Origin of the sequence: Salinivibrio sp. IB643, from assembly GCF_001996105.1 — a bacterium.
GTDB lineage: Bacteria > Pseudomonadota > Gammaproteobacteria > Enterobacterales > Vibrionaceae > Salinivibrio > Salinivibrio costicola.
On sequence record NZ_MUFF01000023.1, the window covers coordinates 1 to 14,488 of the forward strand.

General features: G+C 51.5%; 16 protein-coding genes and 1 riboswitch. Of the genes, 3 read left to right on the forward strand and 13 right to left on the reverse strand.

Going from position 1 to position 14,488, the window contains the following annotated elements; genetic code table 11:
* Positions 1-644 precede the first annotated feature (644 nt).
* Positions 645-1,127 (forward strand): RNA recognition motif domain-containing protein, encoded by a 483-nt coding sequence (locus tag BZG77_RS10555; RefSeq protein ID WP_077647214.1) that lies wholly within the window; start codon positions 645-647, stop codon positions 1,125-1,127.
* Here the strand turns inward: BZG77_RS10555 and murI are convergent.
* Positions 1,081-1,902 (reverse strand): glutamate racemase, encoded by an 822-nt coding sequence (gene murI, locus BZG77_RS10560; RefSeq protein WP_077647215.1) that lies wholly within the window; start codon positions 1,900-1,902, stop codon positions 1,081-1,083. The two genes, BZG77_RS10555 and murI, sit on opposite strands and share 47 nt — an antisense overlap.
* Before the next feature lie 80 nt (positions 1,903-1,982).
* Positions 1,983-3,794 carry a TonB-dependent receptor domain-containing protein gene (locus tag BZG77_RS10565; RefSeq protein ID WP_077647216.1) on the reverse strand — a complete coding sequence of 604 codons (1,812 nt, stop codon included), beginning with the start codon at positions 3,792-3,794 and terminating at the stop codon, positions 1,983-1,985.
* Positions 3,795-3,826: 32 nt separating this feature from the next.
* Positions 3,827-4,053: riboswitch (cobalamin riboswitch) on the reverse strand.
* 122 nt (positions 4,054-4,175) lie between these two features.
* Between BZG77_RS10565 and trmA the strand changes: the two genes are divergently transcribed.
* Positions 4,176-5,279, forward strand: a complete 1,104-nt coding sequence (gene trmA / locus BZG77_RS10570) for a tRNA (uridine(54)-C5)-methyltransferase TrmA (RefSeq protein ID WP_077647217.1) — start codon at positions 4,176-4,178, stop codon at positions 5,277-5,279.
* A gap of 73 nt (positions 5,280-5,352) precedes the next feature.
* On the opposite strand, the gene BZG77_RS10575 is transcribed toward trmA, so the two are convergent.
* Both BZG77_RS10575 and fabR read right to left on the reverse strand, forming a co-directional pair.
* Entirely contained in the window at positions 5,353-5,736 is a 384-nt protein-coding gene (locus BZG77_RS10575) for a YijD family membrane protein (RefSeq protein ID WP_021022553.1), read from the reverse strand.
* A 12-nt stretch (positions 5,737-5,748) separates the two neighbouring features.
* Entirely contained in the window at positions 5,749-6,384 is a 636-nt protein-coding gene (fabR, locus tag BZG77_RS10580; protein ID WP_028569605.1) for an HTH-type transcriptional repressor FabR, read from the reverse strand.
* A 185-nt stretch (positions 6,385-6,569) separates the two neighbouring features.
* Between fabR and sthA the strand changes: the two genes are divergently transcribed.
* Positions 6,570-7,988 carry a Si-specific NAD(P)(+) transhydrogenase gene (sthA, locus tag BZG77_RS10585; protein ID WP_077647218.1) on the forward strand — a complete coding sequence of 473 codons (1,419 nt, stop codon included), beginning with the start codon at positions 6,570-6,572 and terminating at the stop codon, positions 7,986-7,988.
* A 76-nt stretch (positions 7,989-8,064) separates the two neighbouring features.
* Here the strand turns inward: sthA and cysQ are convergent, their stop codons facing one another.
* From cysQ to gspH, 9 genes are read right to left on the reverse strand one after another with little or no spacing between them, the layout of a single operon-like run.
* A complete protein-coding gene (gene cysQ / locus BZG77_RS10590) occupies positions 8,065-8,874 on the reverse strand; it encodes a 3'(2'),5'-bisphosphate nucleotidase CysQ (RefSeq protein WP_021022556.1) in 810 nt (269 codons plus the stop codon).
* A 3-nt stretch (positions 8,875-8,877) separates the two neighbouring features.
* Entirely contained in the window at positions 8,878-9,432 is a 555-nt protein-coding gene (gene nudE / locus BZG77_RS10595) for an ADP compounds hydrolase NudE (RefSeq protein WP_077461661.1), read from the reverse strand.
* Between the two features lie 43 nt (positions 9,433-9,475).
* On the reverse strand, positions 9,476-10,222 hold the full coding sequence (locus BZG77_RS10600) for a type II secretion system protein N (protein ID WP_077647219.1): 747 nt from the start codon (positions 10,220-10,222) through the stop codon (positions 9,476-9,478).
* A gap of 4 nt (positions 10,223-10,226) precedes the next feature.
* Positions 10,227-10,721, reverse strand: coding sequence for a type II secretion system protein GspM (gspM, locus tag BZG77_RS10605; protein WP_021022559.1), 495 nt, complete (start codon positions 10,719-10,721; stop codon positions 10,227-10,229).
* A complete protein-coding gene (gspL, locus tag BZG77_RS10610) occupies positions 10,718-11,971 on the reverse strand; it encodes a type II secretion system protein GspL (protein ID WP_158011438.1) in 1,254 nt (417 codons plus the stop codon). The genes gspM and gspL overlap by 4 nt, the downstream gene beginning before the upstream one ends.
* Entirely contained in the window at positions 11,940-12,944 is a 1,005-nt protein-coding gene (gene gspK / locus BZG77_RS10615; protein WP_077647221.1) for a type II secretion system minor pseudopilin GspK, read from the reverse strand. Before gspK ends, gspL begins: the two co-directional genes overlap by 32 nt.
* Positions 12,941-13,579 (reverse strand): type II secretion system minor pseudopilin GspJ, encoded by a 639-nt coding sequence (gspJ, locus tag BZG77_RS10620; protein WP_077647222.1) that lies wholly within the window; start codon positions 13,577-13,579, stop codon positions 12,941-12,943. The genes gspK and gspJ overlap by 4 nt, the downstream gene beginning before the upstream one ends.
* The gene (gspI, locus tag BZG77_RS10625) at positions 13,563-13,940 is read right to left on the reverse strand and encodes a type II secretion system minor pseudopilin GspI (RefSeq protein ID WP_021022563.1); all 378 of its coding nucleotides are present in this window, start codon (positions 13,938-13,940) and stop codon (positions 13,563-13,565) included. Before gspI ends, gspJ begins: the two co-directional genes overlap by 17 nt.
* Positions 13,940-14,488, reverse strand: a complete 549-nt coding sequence (gene gspH, locus BZG77_RS10630) for a type II secretion system minor pseudopilin GspH (RefSeq protein WP_158011439.1) — start codon at positions 14,486-14,488, stop codon at positions 13,940-13,942. The genes gspI and gspH overlap by 1 nt, the downstream gene beginning before the upstream one ends.

The window sequence follows — 14,488 nt, forward strand, 5'->3', positions numbered from 1 at the left end:
TGTGCTCTTGTTGGCATCCACTTTTAAAAAAGTGAAATCAAAACAGCTCAAGGCTGTACCAACATGAATTGGTCACTCAGTTCATCGAATAAATCTTTTTGTCTATTCTCAACGAGTGCCCACACAGATTGCATAGGTCAAATTGTTAAAGAGCGTTGACTGTGCGAAGCAGTGCTTCGCTTGGTCAGGGCTGCGTATCTTACGCGCCTTGCCGTTAAAGTCAAGAAGAAATTCTATCTTTTATTTTCAACCCTCAGGGCCGGAAATAAAATTTCTTTTTGACTTCCCTAACGCTTAGCGTTGAGTGGACGGCTATCTTAATCTTTTAAAAACTCACGTCAAGCGCTTATTTTTATTTGATTTTTCACTTCAACATGGCGCTGAGCGCTTGCCCTGTGTGCCGTGTCGATGTGGGGCGTAGTATAGCGACACAGATCACACTGACAAGGGTTTTTTACGTTTTTTATTTCGACTGGGCAATAATCCACCTAAAATGATGAATAACCAGCGTTTTGAAACATCCTTGATACGTGGTATTTACTGAGAGATAACGCTGGCCTGTTTTCTTGGTCCTTTTTATGACATGCATTGCCTATTTGTTGTTCATGTCATCACTTTTAATCGCTCTATTTTTAATAATGCTTATGAAATCACCAGTCAATTTTGCACTAATTATCTGTATCGCCGTACTCGGCGCCATTATCGTCAACCTGATGGGGGTCAGTTCACCTGCCATTGCATTCGCTGCAGGCGCAATCGTCAGCGGACTGGCTTGCCTCTACCTTCCTCTCCCCGATTTTAAACCAGCGACACAGGATGCCCCTGCACCACATAGCGCGAACAACGACGAGGAAGAATCACCTCAGAGTAAAACCTTGTATGTGGGTAACCTACCTTATCGCGCCAATGAAAATGATGTCCGTACACTTTTTAGCGAACATGGCGAGGTTTTTGCCGTTCGGCTGATGAAGGATAAACGCACCGGCAAACGTCGAGGCTTTGGTTTCGTGGTGATGGCCGCTGCGCATGCCGAGGGTGCCATCAACGCCCTGAATAACAATGTATACGGCGAGCGGACACTTAAAGTCCGTGAAGCGAACGAACCAAAAAAGCAGGCGAATAGCTAACGCGCGTCAATCCTATCGACTGTATATAGTCGGATAGCGCGTCAGCCTTAATCGGTGTTGCCGTTGCGTAAGCGTGATTGCCTGATGTTGTCGCGGTAACACTGGATAAGTTCAGTGTGGCCGTCAGTGAGACGATGCGGCGCGCGATTGCAGTGCCTGAATCAATCAAACACACTGACTCACCCAATACTTGTTGGATTTCATCTCGCAATAAGGGGAAATGCGTACATCCCAGCACCAACGTATCGATGGTGGCTGTAAACGGCGCTAATATTGCCGTTAAGTCCTCTTGATTAACGGCCTCGCCTCGTAACTTTCGCTCTGCCATATGCACCAAAGCTGTAGTACCTACCGACACCATATGACAGCCTTTGGCGTAATCGGCAATCAACTGCTTCGTATAAGGACGAGCAACGGTGGCAGGTGTGGCCAGCAAACCTATCGTTTTATTCTGACTTTGCGCCGCTGCCGGTTTGATCGCCGGCACCACGCCGACAACCGGAATCGCTAACTGTTCACGTAACTGCGGCAGTACCAGCGTCGAGGCGGTATTACATGCGATGACGACGATATCAATATCATGCTGCATACATACCGCACTCACCAAAGCAGTCACACGAGTGATGAGTTGGGTATCGTCCAGCTCACCGTATGGGAAAGCTGCGTTATCGAACAAATAGGTGTAGTTAGCGTCAGGAAGCAGCTCTCGCACCGACTGATAAATCGATAAGCCCCCCACACCGGAGTCGAAGATCAATATATTGGGCTGCGCCATGGGACACCCATTCAATAAAAAACGCCCTTATCATAACGATAAAGGCGTGATTAAAGCTAGTTTCACCATAAAAGCAAACGCTAGTACTGATAGTCCAGCGTCATAAAGTAGCCGCGTTCGGCCGCAGGATAACCACCCACAGTCTCGTACTCTTTATCGAACACATTATCGACTTTACCTTTCACGGTCAGGTTATCGGTCGCCTGATAAAAGGCAGTAACCGTCCACAGACTATAGCTTCCCAGCATCTTTCCACCGGAATAATCTAGACGTTCACTTTGATACTGCCACTGAGTACCGAGCTGCAGTCGCTCCCATTGGTAGGATGCATCCCACTTCGCTATCCGTTTAGCGCGACGTGCGAGCTGCTCGCCTGTTTTCTCATTTTTAGGATCTTTATATTCTAACGATATGCGGTTATTTAAAGAGTGGACATCAAAGTTAGCAATAAACTCAACGCCTTTGATCTTAGCTTCACCCACGTTTTGGTTCTGACCATTGGGGTAACTACCTGCATACTGAATGAGATTATCAATGCGATTGATATAGCCTGTAAGTGACCAATCAACGTCAGCCGTCACGCCACGAAGAGCAAACTCGGTATTGGACGATTCCTCCGGCTTGAGCGTTGCATTGCCGCCCCATCCGTAAAGCTCAGTCAGACCGGGTGCCTTAAAAGCGGTGCCATAGCTAGCGACCAATTGATACCCTTCCGCTATCGCAAAACCCGCGCTTGTCTGCCAAGTCGTATGCTGCCCGTATTGTTCGTTGTCGTCCGAACGTGCGCTTGCCTCAATAGATAGTGTCTCTACTGGGCTAAATTGCGTTAAAAGGTAAGTGCCCAAGTTATCACGCGGATTGATTGCAATATCATCGGGGTTGGTAATCAAGCTTCCTTCATTAAAGGTGTCTTGTCGATAATCCACACCACCGCCAAGCAGCCAATCATTCGTGGCTTGATACTGGAGTCCCAACGAGGTAGTGACTTGCTCAACATCTGAAGTTTTATTGTTTTTACGGTCACTGCCAGGGCTGTAGTCATAGTTTTCTTGTTGGGAGATTTCTGCGCTGAGTGTTGCACTCCAGGCATCAGAGCGATAATTCAGCGTGCTGGCCAGTGCTTGGCTTTCTAACCAGCCATGTTTTAAGCTATCAAAATTATCGTAATCGTACTCATTCTGGTACCAGCGCCCTGTGATATCAGCCGACCAAGCAGCGTTCCATTGATAATTGTATCCAAGTTGTGTATTGCGGCCAGTAAAGCCATGCTGGTCTCCACGGTTACTCGCCTTTGGGTGAACATTATATCCATCATTCGACTCATACCCAGCAATGCCTGAAAAGTGACCCTTATCGCCTAACTTTGTTGCCCAAGCGCCGTTAATCGCATGATGATCCAAACTCCCCATGGTTACGGAAACATTGGCTCGCTCTTTATCGGTTTTAGTGATGATATTGATCACACCGCCGATCGCGCTCGACCCATAGAGTGTGGCGCGTGCGCCGCGAATAACCTCAATACGCTCGATACTGTTCACCGGGATCTGGTTAAAATCCACCGACCCTGTGATGGACGAGGCCATACGCACCCCATCAATTAGGACCAAAGAGTGGTCTGATTCCGTGCCGCGCATAAAAATAGAGGCAAGTTGGCCACGACCACCGCTTTGAGCAATCTCGATGCTCGGCACCGAGCGCAATACATCGACAAGGCTTCGCGCCTGCAAGCGCGCAATGTCTTGACGTGTCAAAATGGCTGCGGATTGCAATACTGAGGCATCGGACTGCGCAAACCGACTGGCGGTCACCACCACCGTTTCGGTGTTTTGCTCGGCCCACGCGCTCGTGGGGAGTAATGACGCCGCCAGGCTCGCCACAATTGGTTTGTTCATGGGTTATTCCTTCCTATCGCGAGAATATGCAGCATTGTGCTGCGGGGCGGGCTGTATTCGGACTTAAGAGCATGGCTTTCGCCGCCTACTGCTAACGACTTCCCATCACCTATCCAAAGAATTGGCGACAGTGTCTGGCCAGGGGCCGAGTTAGGGTCGTTCTCTGATACCGCTGCGCGTCAGTTGCGGATTCTCACCGCATTCCTGCGATTACGGCCTGTTTGCTCGCTAATCGCTTACCCGCCCAAGGATAGTAGCCATCTAGATGGATATTGTCCATTGATAACCTTATAGAATAACGGAGAATCGTGAGCAAGGCTGGACATAGCTGGGGATTTGTCTAAAATCTGCGCTCATTTTCCAATCGCTGAGGCAGCCATCATGACCAAGGCCCAATCAACCGTTGACTACGACACACAGCTTGCTGAGAAAGTCCAACGACTCACGGAACAACTCGCACCGTTTCACGCGCCTGAGCTCGAAGTGTTTCATTCGCCAGAGACGCATTATCGGATGCGCGCGGAATTTCGGGTATGGCATGAGGGGGATGATCTTTACTACATCATGTTTGACCCGGCGACTAAACAAAAATATCGCGTTGATACCTTTCCCGTGGCGAGCCGCTTAATCAACGACTTGATGCCGCTCTTACTCGAAGCAATTAAACCCAACGAGACCTTGCGCCGCAAACTGTTCCAAGTGGACTTTTTGTCAACCCAAAGTGGCGAGATCTTGGTGTCGTTACTGTACCACCGCCAACTAGATGAAGCGTGGGAGCAGGCCGCCCAAACACTGAAGCAACGCCTCAATGATGAAGGCTTTAACCTCAACTTGATTGGCCGTGCGCGTAAGCAAAAAAAGGTACTAGACCGCGATTACGTGCTAGAAAAGGTACAGGCTGATGGCCAAACCTTGGTGTACCAGCAAATTGAAAACAGTTTTACCCAGCCCAATGGCCCAGTGGCGCAAAAAATGCTGGATTGGGCGATTGATTGTACCCGAGATAGCGAGGGCGATTTGCTGGAACTGTATTGTGGTAACGGCAACTTCTCTCTGGCGCTGGCGAAAAACTTCCGTCGAGTCTTAGCCACCGAGCTTGCCAAGTCCTCGGTACAATCGGCGCAATACAATATTGCCGCCAATCATATCGATAACGTGCAAATCGTTCGTATGTCAGCCGAAGAGTTTACCCAAGCGATTAATGGTGAGCGTGAGTTCCGTCGCTTACAAGACCAAGGCGTGACACTGAGTGATTATCAGTGCAACACCATTTTTGTCGATCCACCCCGCGCGGGCATGGATGATGAAACCTGCAAAATGGTGCAAGGCTACGATCGTATTTTGTATATTTCATGCAATCCGGAAACCTTGGTCGAGAATTTACAACGCTTAGGCCAAACACACCGGATTAGTCGTTGTGCCCTGTTCGATCAATTCCCGTTCACCCACCATACCGAAGCGGGTGTGTGGTTAGAGCGCCTATAAAACCGCTAAAGCCAGAAACAAAAAAGGCGTCGCTCGCGAAAGGGACGCCTTTTTTTGTTTTTAGGCCTGGTGATTAGGAATCAGAGGCCGTCTCTGCAGTCTGTTTGCGACTGAAAAAGCCCAACTTATGTCCAATCCAGAAGGCTAACGCCATTGAGACCAAGATCGAGAAGAAGTTACCGCCCAGCTCTGGTATTTGCATGCGAATAAAGGCGGAATAGCCAAATGCCCCCACCAGGAAACACGCAAAGGCAATCAGCGGTGTGCCTTCTGTCAGTGGCTGTCGTTCATGCAATTGATAACAAGCATGTACGGCCAGTACAAATGCGAGAATGGGGAAGATCGAAAACGCCACGCCACTGAAAAAGACGGTGGCTAGCGTTGCACTTCCACAAATGCCAGTGACTAGCGCCAGCAATAAGAATTTACGTTCTGATTTGACTTGCTCGTGTTCCATGTTTTCACCTGTTTATGACAGTTTTTCCTGTAAGGCTCGCCGCTCACGGTCTTTACGGTACCAGTAAGCTCCCTTGGCTATCATGCGCAATTGTAACACCATTCGCTCCGCCAATTCTGCGCGTGCGTGCGGGTCGAGATCAAGGGCCTCTGCCCCCATATTGAAGACTAAAATCACACACGCCTCAGATTGATTGTACGCTTCTTCATACGTGAGCTGTGTGCGCGATTGTAAATACTCGGTTAACTCCGCAACAAAATGTTGAATTTCTCGCGCGACTGCAGCACGAAACGCAGCGGATGTGCCTGACCGTTCACGGAGCAACAATCGAAACACATTCGGACTACTTTCAATAAATTCCATAAAGGTTTCGACGGAAGTACGTACCACACTGCCTTCCGCAGCGATACGTTGACGCGCTTGGCGCATCAGTTGGCGCAATAACAAGCCCCCTTCATCGACCATGGTTAAACCGAGCTCATCCATGTCTTTGAAGTGACGATAAAACGAAGTCGGCGCTATACCTGCCTCTCGGGCCACTTCGCGCAAACTTAAGCCTGAGAAACTGCGCTCAGCACTGAGTTGGCTAAACGCCGCATCAATGACAGATCGACGCGTTTTTTCTTTTTGTTCTGCTCGAATCCCCATCATATCCAACTCATGGTCACCATGGTGTCACTATACGCAATTTTTATCGGCAAATCAGCCAGCCGACATCACGCGCGAACGCCAATTTCACCAGAGATTGGGCACCGAAAGTTAACCTTACGGATAATAAGCGTTAAACTAGTCATAAATGGATGTTGCAATAATGAAAATAAGGTCTGAGCCCTATGAGCAAGTCGAGTCCCCACCCAAAAGATCACTTTGACGCGATCGTTATTGGTAGCGGCCCTGGCGGTGAAGGGGCCGCGATGGGTTTGTCAAAAGCGGGCAAACGCGTCGCGGTGATTGAGCGCGAAAACACGGTTGGCGGCGGATGTACCCATTGGGGCACGATTCCCTCCAAAGCGCTGCGCCACACGGTTAGCCGGATCATCGAATTTAATCAAAGTCCGATTTATACCCAAAACACCAAAAGCCTACACAGCACGTTTGCACAAATTCTAAGTCATGCCGATTCAGTGATTGGCAAACAAACGCGCATGCGCCAAGGCTTTTACGACCGCAACCAATGTACCTTGTTACATGGGAGTGCCACATTTATTGATGCACACACATTAGCGGTTCATCATAGTGATGGCAGCGCTGATACCTACACGGCTGATCACTTTGTGATAGCCACCGGCTCTCGCCCTTATCAACCGGCAGATGTTGATTTTGCTCACCCTCGTATTTACGACAGTGATTCAATTTTGTCGCTTGAGCACGACCCTCGTCATGTCATCATTTATGGTGCGGGGGTCATTGGCAGTGAATATGCCTCGATTTTTCGCGGATTAGGGGTGAAGGTCGATTTAATCAATACACGAGACCGCTTGCTCTCCTTTTTGGATAACGAAATCTCTGATGCCTTGTCCTATCACTTTGGCAGTAGCGGCGTCATGATCCGTAACGATGAGACCTATGCAAACATTGAAGGCACGGAAGATGGGGTGGTCGTCCATCTTGAGTCAGGCAAAAAAATGAAAGCCGATTGTTTGCTCTATGCCAACGGACGCGCGGGCAATACCGACAAACTTAATCTTCAATCCGTCGGGCTGATACCGAATTCTCGCGGTCAACTTGATGTCGATAGCGAAAGCTATGCCACTGAGGTCGGTCACATCTACGCGGTCGGTGATGTCATTGGTTATCCAAGTTTAGCGAGTGCTGCCTACGACCAAGGCCGTGTGGTGGCTGAAGCCATCTGCCAAGGCAATGCCAATGTGCGCCTGATTGAACATATTCCAACCGGGATCTATACCATTCCGGAGATCAGTTCAGTGGGGAAAACCGAGCAGGAGCTCACTGCAGAGAAAGTCCCTTACGAAGTAGGCCGATCGCTTTTTAAACACCTAGCACGAGCACAAATTGCAGGGATGGATGTCGGTAGCTTAAAGATACTGTTTCACCGTGAAACACGCGAGATCCTTGGCATCCATTGCTTTGGTGAACGTGCCTCGGAAATCATTCACATTGGCCAAGCGATTTTCGAGCAAAAAGGTGAGGCAAATACCATCGATTATTTTGTCAACACCACCTTCAATTATCCCACCATGGCAGAAGCCTATCGGGTGGCGGCGCTTAATGGGCTCAATCGCTTGTTCTAGCGGCTTTGTTCTTATCCATGCAAAACGGCACCGAGAGCGGTGCCGTTGACTGTATTATCAAACACCTGCGGTGTCTCTAGCGACGTAAAATAGATGACCACGCTAGCGACTCATCACCAAGAACAATAAAGTTTGGATTTTGCAGTGAATCCCGCTCGTTATACGACAAAGGGTCAAGCTCTGTGCTGAGGATCCGTCCACCTGCTTGCTCGACGATGCATTGCGTCGCGGCGGTGTCCCACTCACCTGTCGGTCCTAAACGCAGATAACAATCTACCGCCCCTTCCGCCACTAAACAGGCTTTCAGTGCGGCTGAGCCCAAAGGGATCAAATCGTAATTAATTTCAGGCGCTAGTTTTTCCGTCACCGCATGAATATCTTGTCGACGACTGATCGCAATGGATAACGAGGTAATCGCTTCGTCGCGCTTCATGGTCGAGATGCGATGCATATCGCCATCAGGGGTGATTTTCCACGCCCCTTTATCTTGGCACGCATAATAGGTCACACCCGATACAGGCGCATAGACCACGCCCATCACCGGATGGTTGTTTTCCACCAGCGCAATAATAGTGGCAAAATCGCCACTGCCAGCGATAAATTCTTGGGTACCATCCAGTGGATCAATCAGCCAATATCGCTGCCATTGTTGGCGATCACTGAAGGGTACACCGCAATCTTCTTCCGACAATACCGGAATATCCGGCGTCAACGCAGTGAGTTTTTCCGTAATCAGCTTGTGGGCAGCTAAATCGGCGCTGGTCACCGGCGTTTGATCACTTTTGGTGATCTCTTCAAAATCACCGTCTTGATAAATATCGAGAATAACCTGGCCCGCTGAGCGGGTTATTTCAATCACATCGGGCAACAACTCAGGCAATGCCATGCCTCACCTCTCCGCTTGTAAGTACTTCAGCGCCATCATCAGTGCGGTAATACTGCGCGCTTCACAGAAATCACCATGGGTCAGTAACTCTTCCGCTTGGGCTAACGGCCAGCGAATGATCTCAAGCGGTTCGGGTTCATCACCTTCCAAGCTTTCTGGATACAAATCACGTGCCAACATCAAGGTCATACGGCTGGAAAAGTACGAAGGCGCGAGGACCACCTCTTTCAACGGGATCAATTCGCGCGCGCCCTGGCCAATTTCTTCTTTCAGCTCACGCACCGCCGCTTGCGCGGCCTCTTCACCCGGGTCAATTAAGCCTTTCGGGAATCCCAATTCATAGCGCTCTGTCCCAGCAGCATATTCTCGGACTAATAAGAGATCGCCTGACTCGGTAACCGGCACCATCATTACCGCATTACGGCCTGAGGGTTTCATCCGCTCATAGGTACGTTCAACGCCATTGCTAAACGTGAGCGCTAACGACTCCACCTTAAACAAACGAGAAGCGGCGACGACCTGTTTCGACAGGATTTGAGGAAGTTTACGCTGCGTCATAGTGTGATTTGCCACCCTTTGCTGATAGGCCAATCAGGCCTTGTTAGCCGCGAAAAGAAAAGCGATAGCGGCCTTGTTGATCTGGCGCGCCTAACCAAGATAATGGCGCCTTCATCGGTTCGGGATAGTCAGGCCCCGGCTTTAGCCATCCCGATACAGAGTATCGCCCAGACGGCGTAATTGACAATGAAAACTTATTGCTTAAAGACGCCGACTGCCCCTCACCGTGCGCGGCAATACCTTGATTTTCGCAGGATAAAGCGGCTTGCGCAGGAATATTTTCTAGCTGCCCCATCGGCAGTTGCAATGCCGCATGCTGCCATTGGATTTGCCCTTGCAATTGCTGACACCCTGATTCAGCCAAGATGGCATCGCGCAGCACCAGATCGAGTGTGCCATCAATCGCAACGCCCGGGGGCAATGCGATAGCGCCTGTTAATAGCTGCGCGGGCGCAGACACCAACGTTTGTGACACCGTCAGTGTCGAGCCGTTAAAACCAAGGCTCCCTTTTCCTCGCAACCCGTCAGGGCTACGTACCTGAATGGCCGCTTCAAACGTCGCGCCGGTGACTAAACGATGCCACTGCACATCCCATTGCACCGGTCCTAGGGTATAATTTTGCCACCGTATTTGTTCGACTTGCCCGTGCCAAACCGTGCCGTCGATTTCACCGATGTGTATCGCATCGGGCAAAGGCGCTAGACGTAATAAAGATGCAGGCGCATGCACCACAACACTGACCACAAAGACAAGCACACACCCTATGCCGAATAAGCCTTTTTTCCACATTGTTTTATCGCTCCAACTGCAGTCGATTCACCTTAACTTTGCCGGCCGTCTCTGTGGCTTCCGTGCTTAAACGCACTACGCGAATACCATGTACACTCGCCAGTTGATCTAACCAACGGAGGAGTTGGTTAAACGGCAGCGGTTCAATCCCAAGCTGCACGCTATCTTCACCCGGTTGTAAGCGCGTAATCGTGAGGTTAAATTCCCCAGCACTGGCCGCGATGACTTGGTTTAATGGCTGTGTTCGGCTCGCAGAAGCTTGATGACCGCTTCCTGACTGCGCCCGCAGCTGCATGATTTGGGTGCGCTTTTGTTGAACGTCTCGCAACAAGCGCTGCTCGCTGGCTAGCGCGGTATTAGCCTTTTCGGCCTGAGTTTGAAGCGGGGCGATAACTCCCCAGTACAAAAGGCTAACGACCAGCACGCCACCTGCGATCAGTAATAACCGCTGCTCGCGCACACTGATCGCCTGCCACTGGGCTTGAATGCGTGCCATCATGATGGGCTCCTTAACGTAAACTCGCCACTGACTGCGTCGCCACTACGGTTCAGCTGGCCGAGCTCAGTCGCATAATGCTCGCTCAATATTCCTCGCAAACGCTCAAATTGTGCAAAGTCTCGACCTTTGGCGCGTAAAATCAACGCGTCTCGATTACCCTGATAACGCAGCGCCTGGAGCTCCAGGCCAGGCACATCATCCAGCATTGGCGCTAATTGTGCCAACCAAGGCAGTAGCGCGGAATCCTGTTGCTGCCCGGCTAGGCGGGCAATTTCAGCGTCCATTTGCCGCACCATATACGAGCGGGTTGGAATGCGTTGGTATTGTGGTAACGTCTCACGAAACAAGGCTTCGCTTTGCGAGCGTAACACTTGCACCTGTTGCTGGGTGTCACGAAGTGCCAGCCATTGCTCGCTGCCCAACAACGCCATCACCATCACCAATAGCGCGGCAGTGGGGATCAGCGGCTTGAATCGCTGTTTCATCTGGCTTTGCGGCCGATAAGGGCCGGATAATAAATTGGCAGACACCGAGGTACTCTGTGCGGCCAACAGACTGATAGTTGGTTCACTTTGCTGCCACTGCACCGGGAAGCCATCGATGGGTAAAGGCGACTCGGTGTGTGCGTCTTGCGCGCCATACACCTGCAGGCTGAGTGTCGATGACTCGGTGTCTGCCGCGCGCGCTCCCTCGGTTTGATTGCCCAGCTGTTGCCACCAAGCTTGCGCCCAGAAGGCAAGCCATGCGCGCTGCCCAACCACACCTTGATGGGGTTGAGAGCGGCACAACCACTGATCGGCCAGTGGCGCTAGCGTCAACGTTTGAGGCTGCCAAGGTAAACACAACACATCCGGGATCCACTGGCGAGCATGGATATTGGCCGCATCAAGGGCCTGCTGCCAAGCTTGCATCTGCCGATGAGCCACCACCGCGACCTGAGCGGTGTTTTCTTGGGTGTCGAGCAGGGTGACATGCGCCGCCTCAACCTCATCGGCTAATGCTTCTTCCAGTAAATAGGGCACGACTTTGTCTCGTTGCCGGCGCGAGCCAGGCGGTAACGTCACCGAAGTGAGCGTCAGCCAGGTACTGTCCACCAGCACGACCACACGTCTTGTCTGTGCTTGTTCTGTTAATGCTGACAACTGCTGACAGGTGCCGGTTGTCATCACTTGGTTATCGCTGGTACGCACCTGCGCCCAATAAATGGGTTGGCTGGCATCACTGATCCTGATTATCAGTCGCTCGCTCACGCATTCCTCCGAACCGACGGCGTAAAACCGATACTTGGCCGTCGTCTTGATAGTGCAATAATGCCTGGATATGACGTTGGGCTGAGGCCACGTGCACATCGGCGTGTAATAAAAAGTAATGGCTTGTCACGCTTAAATGCGACATCACTTGCTTGCGCGCCGCCTCATCAAAATCAGTCAGCGTCAGGGTAGCGATAAAATCGTCGACACTTTTCCAACCCGACTCAGGGCGCTCGGTCAGTACCTGTTCTGCCTGTTCAACTGACAGGGCCGGGGTAAACAACGCCGATAGCAATGCAGCCTGTTTGTCCGTTAACGTGTTCACGTTCACCATCAGCTCCGTAGAGGGAATCGCACACAGCTGCGGTGATAACTGGCGAAAGACCTCAGCGTTGACCCCACGAACAGCGCGCCACTCACTGACATCGGCAATCACAGCATCAGCCGTCACGTAAGCGGGGCGGACACTCTCGTAGTGAGCATCTTCCGCGCCTAACGATTGATCAAGCTGATTATTTTCATCAATATAATCGCGACTCGCTTGCGCAATCACATCGGCTTGATAACTATCGTCGACCTGGCTACCGATTAAAGCACGCAGTACGCGCACTTCATACGGCACCTCACCGCCTAGCGCTGCACCTCGCAACTGCAAACTATTTAAGTTAAAGCAGGCTTGCGCATCTTGTAAGTGACCACTAACTTTGCCACCTTGAAGCGGAAATGTCCGCGCAGACTGGGCCCAGTCCTGGTTTACATTCACCGTGTCACTGTCCGATAAACTTTCGCGTAATACCGCAGAGGCAAGAGCTTCCACCGCGTTGCTGTACCAGTACACTTGCTGAAAATGGAGCTGGTTTTCCGCCCGATGGTAATTGGTAAACAATCGTGACGCCATGCTGCCAGCAATCGCTGTCATCAGCGCCATGATCATCATCACGATAAGAAGCGCCGCGCCTCGCTGTCGGGTCATTGTGCCTCCCGCTGCAGCGGCGCGGGTAACGTTTGCCCCGCCAGCAAATACGTCCGGACTAATCGCCCGTAACGCGGATGAGTAAAGCGTACTTGCACCGCTTTGGGCAAAGCATGGGCCGTGTTATAGCTTTCTTGCCAATTGTCTTCCACGTAAAACCGAAACGTGAGCGCTTTGATATCACTGAGCAAGGTGGCCACCGCTGGCTCATCACCTGCGGCCTGATCCGGATAACGCCAACGCAGGCGCTCTAAGTGACCGTCCCGTTGTCGGTAGCCAACCGCGACGACTTCACCGCGAGGAAAACGCGCTTGCGGATTAATCCAACCGGTACGCGTAAAACGTATACCCATTTCCTCACTTTGGAGAACATCGCGTCCGGCAATCAGTAATCGCTCGGTCGGTGTTTGACCGTCGATACGCTGACGACGCGCGGCCATTTGACGAAAGTCACTGTCCATGATCACTAACGCACGTTGCAACCGCTGCAAGGTTTTGCCGACTTCACGCGATTGCACATTGCTGCGTTGTACGGTTTGTAGCACTTGATAAGCCGTCAGGCTGATACTGGCAAATACCACCAACGCCAACAAGACTTCAAGTAACGTAAATCCCTTTTCAGCGCGTCTCGACATACGTCCTCACGGTCACCAATGGGTTATCGCTCTGCTCAGCGGCCGACACCGACAGATCCACCGCTCGCAGTTGGCCGGTTTCGGTCGCCACCGGCGTGAGTTGCCATTGCCATTGCTGACCGGCCATCTCAGTGGTCCCTTGCGTCGCCTTTTCTGGCACGTCAGCCCTGAGCACGACTTCAGCAAGTTGGTTATCCGCCACCATAGCCGCTAAGGTTTTTTGCTCTAAACGCCCTAGCGAACGGGTATGCTGGCCCGTCGCCTTCATGACACTGAGCGCGGCAATGGCAAAAATGGCCACCGCCACCAATACCTCAAGCAAAGTCATGCCCTTTTGGGGGCTTGGCGTCTTGCCATGCATCAGCGGTCCTCCACCCGTTGCCAAGTAAACTGCGCCAGCTCATTGGCTTTAAGCTGCCAAGCGGCCCGGCCATCTACGTCGATTCGTAAGGTAAAAGGGGTGAGTTCACCATTGGGCAATAACCAGATCTGTGGTGGGGCCACGGGCTGTTCACCCTCGTCATCAAACAGGTTCTCAAACAGAGGCTTATCTTCGAACAAGCGGTCTTGTTGCTGCCAACCAAAGCCGTCCATGGTGAGAGAAAACCGGCTTTGCGCTGGCAAGGTCCCTTGGGTTGCCCAGCGTTCACTGCGCACGGGGCGCCACTTGTCTTCCCCCAACGTTAACAGCTGATAATCATGCTCATTGATGCGCACGCCATACGTTCGCCCCTCGAGCCAGCTTTGCTCGGCCCATAGCTTCATCCGCTGGTGTAACGCTTGCCCCGCTTCTTGCGCACGGGTATCGGTAGGCTCTGGCCACACCATCACTACACCAGAGGCACTGACAGCGATAATGACCACCACCAGTAAGATCTCAAGGAGGGTAAAACCTGCCGCTTGGCGCAT

Coding starts and splice junctions, on each gene's coding strand:
- BZG77_RS10600 (WP_077647219.1), bottom strand. CDS start 10,222: ATGTGGAAAAAAGGCTTATTCGGCATAGGGTGTGTGCTTGTCTTTGTG.
- fabR (WP_028569605.1), bottom strand. CDS start 6,384: ATGGGGATTCGAGCAGAACAAAAAGAAAAAACGCGTCGATCTGTCATT.
- sthA (WP_077647218.1), top strand. CDS start 6,570: ATGAGCAAGTCGAGTCCCCACCCAAAAGATCACTTTGACGCGATCGTT.
- gspI (WP_021022563.1), bottom strand. CDS start 13,940: ATGCATGGCAAGACGCCAAGCCCCCAAAAGGGCATGACTTTGCTTGAG.
- gspJ (WP_077647222.1), bottom strand. CDS start 13,579: ATGTCGAGACGCGCTGAAAAGGGATTTACGTTACTTGAAGTCTTGTTG.
- nudE (WP_077461661.1), bottom strand. CDS start 9,432: ATGACGCAGCGTAAACTTCCTCAAATCCTGTCGAAACAGGTCGTCGCC.
- gspH (WP_158011439.1), bottom strand. CDS start 14,488: ATGCGCCAAGCGGCAGGTTTTACCCTCCTTGAGATCTTACTGGTGGTG.
- murI (WP_077647215.1), bottom strand. CDS start 1,902: ATGGCGCAGCCCAATATATTGATCTTCGACTCCGGTGTGGGGGGCTTA.
- cysQ (WP_021022556.1), bottom strand. CDS start 8,874: ATGGCATTGCCTGAGTTGTTGCCCGATGTGATTGAAATAACCCGCTCA.
- BZG77_RS10565 (WP_077647216.1), bottom strand. CDS start 3,794: ATGAACAAACCAATTGTGGCGAGCCTGGCGGCGTCATTACTCCCCACG.
- gspK (WP_077647221.1), bottom strand. CDS start 12,944: ATGACCCGACAGCGAGGCGCGGCGCTTCTTATCGTGATGATGATCATG.
- BZG77_RS10555 (WP_077647214.1), top strand. CDS start 645: ATGAAATCACCAGTCAATTTTGCACTAATTATCTGTATCGCCGTACTC.
- BZG77_RS10575 (WP_021022553.1), bottom strand. CDS start 5,736: ATGGAACACGAGCAAGTCAAATCAGAACGTAAATTCTTATTGCTGGCG.
- gspM (WP_021022559.1), bottom strand. CDS start 10,721: ATGATGGCACGCATTCAAGCCCAGTGGCAGGCGATCAGTGTGCGCGAG.
- trmA (WP_077647217.1), top strand. CDS start 4,176: ATGACCAAGGCCCAATCAACCGTTGACTACGACACACAGCTTGCTGAG.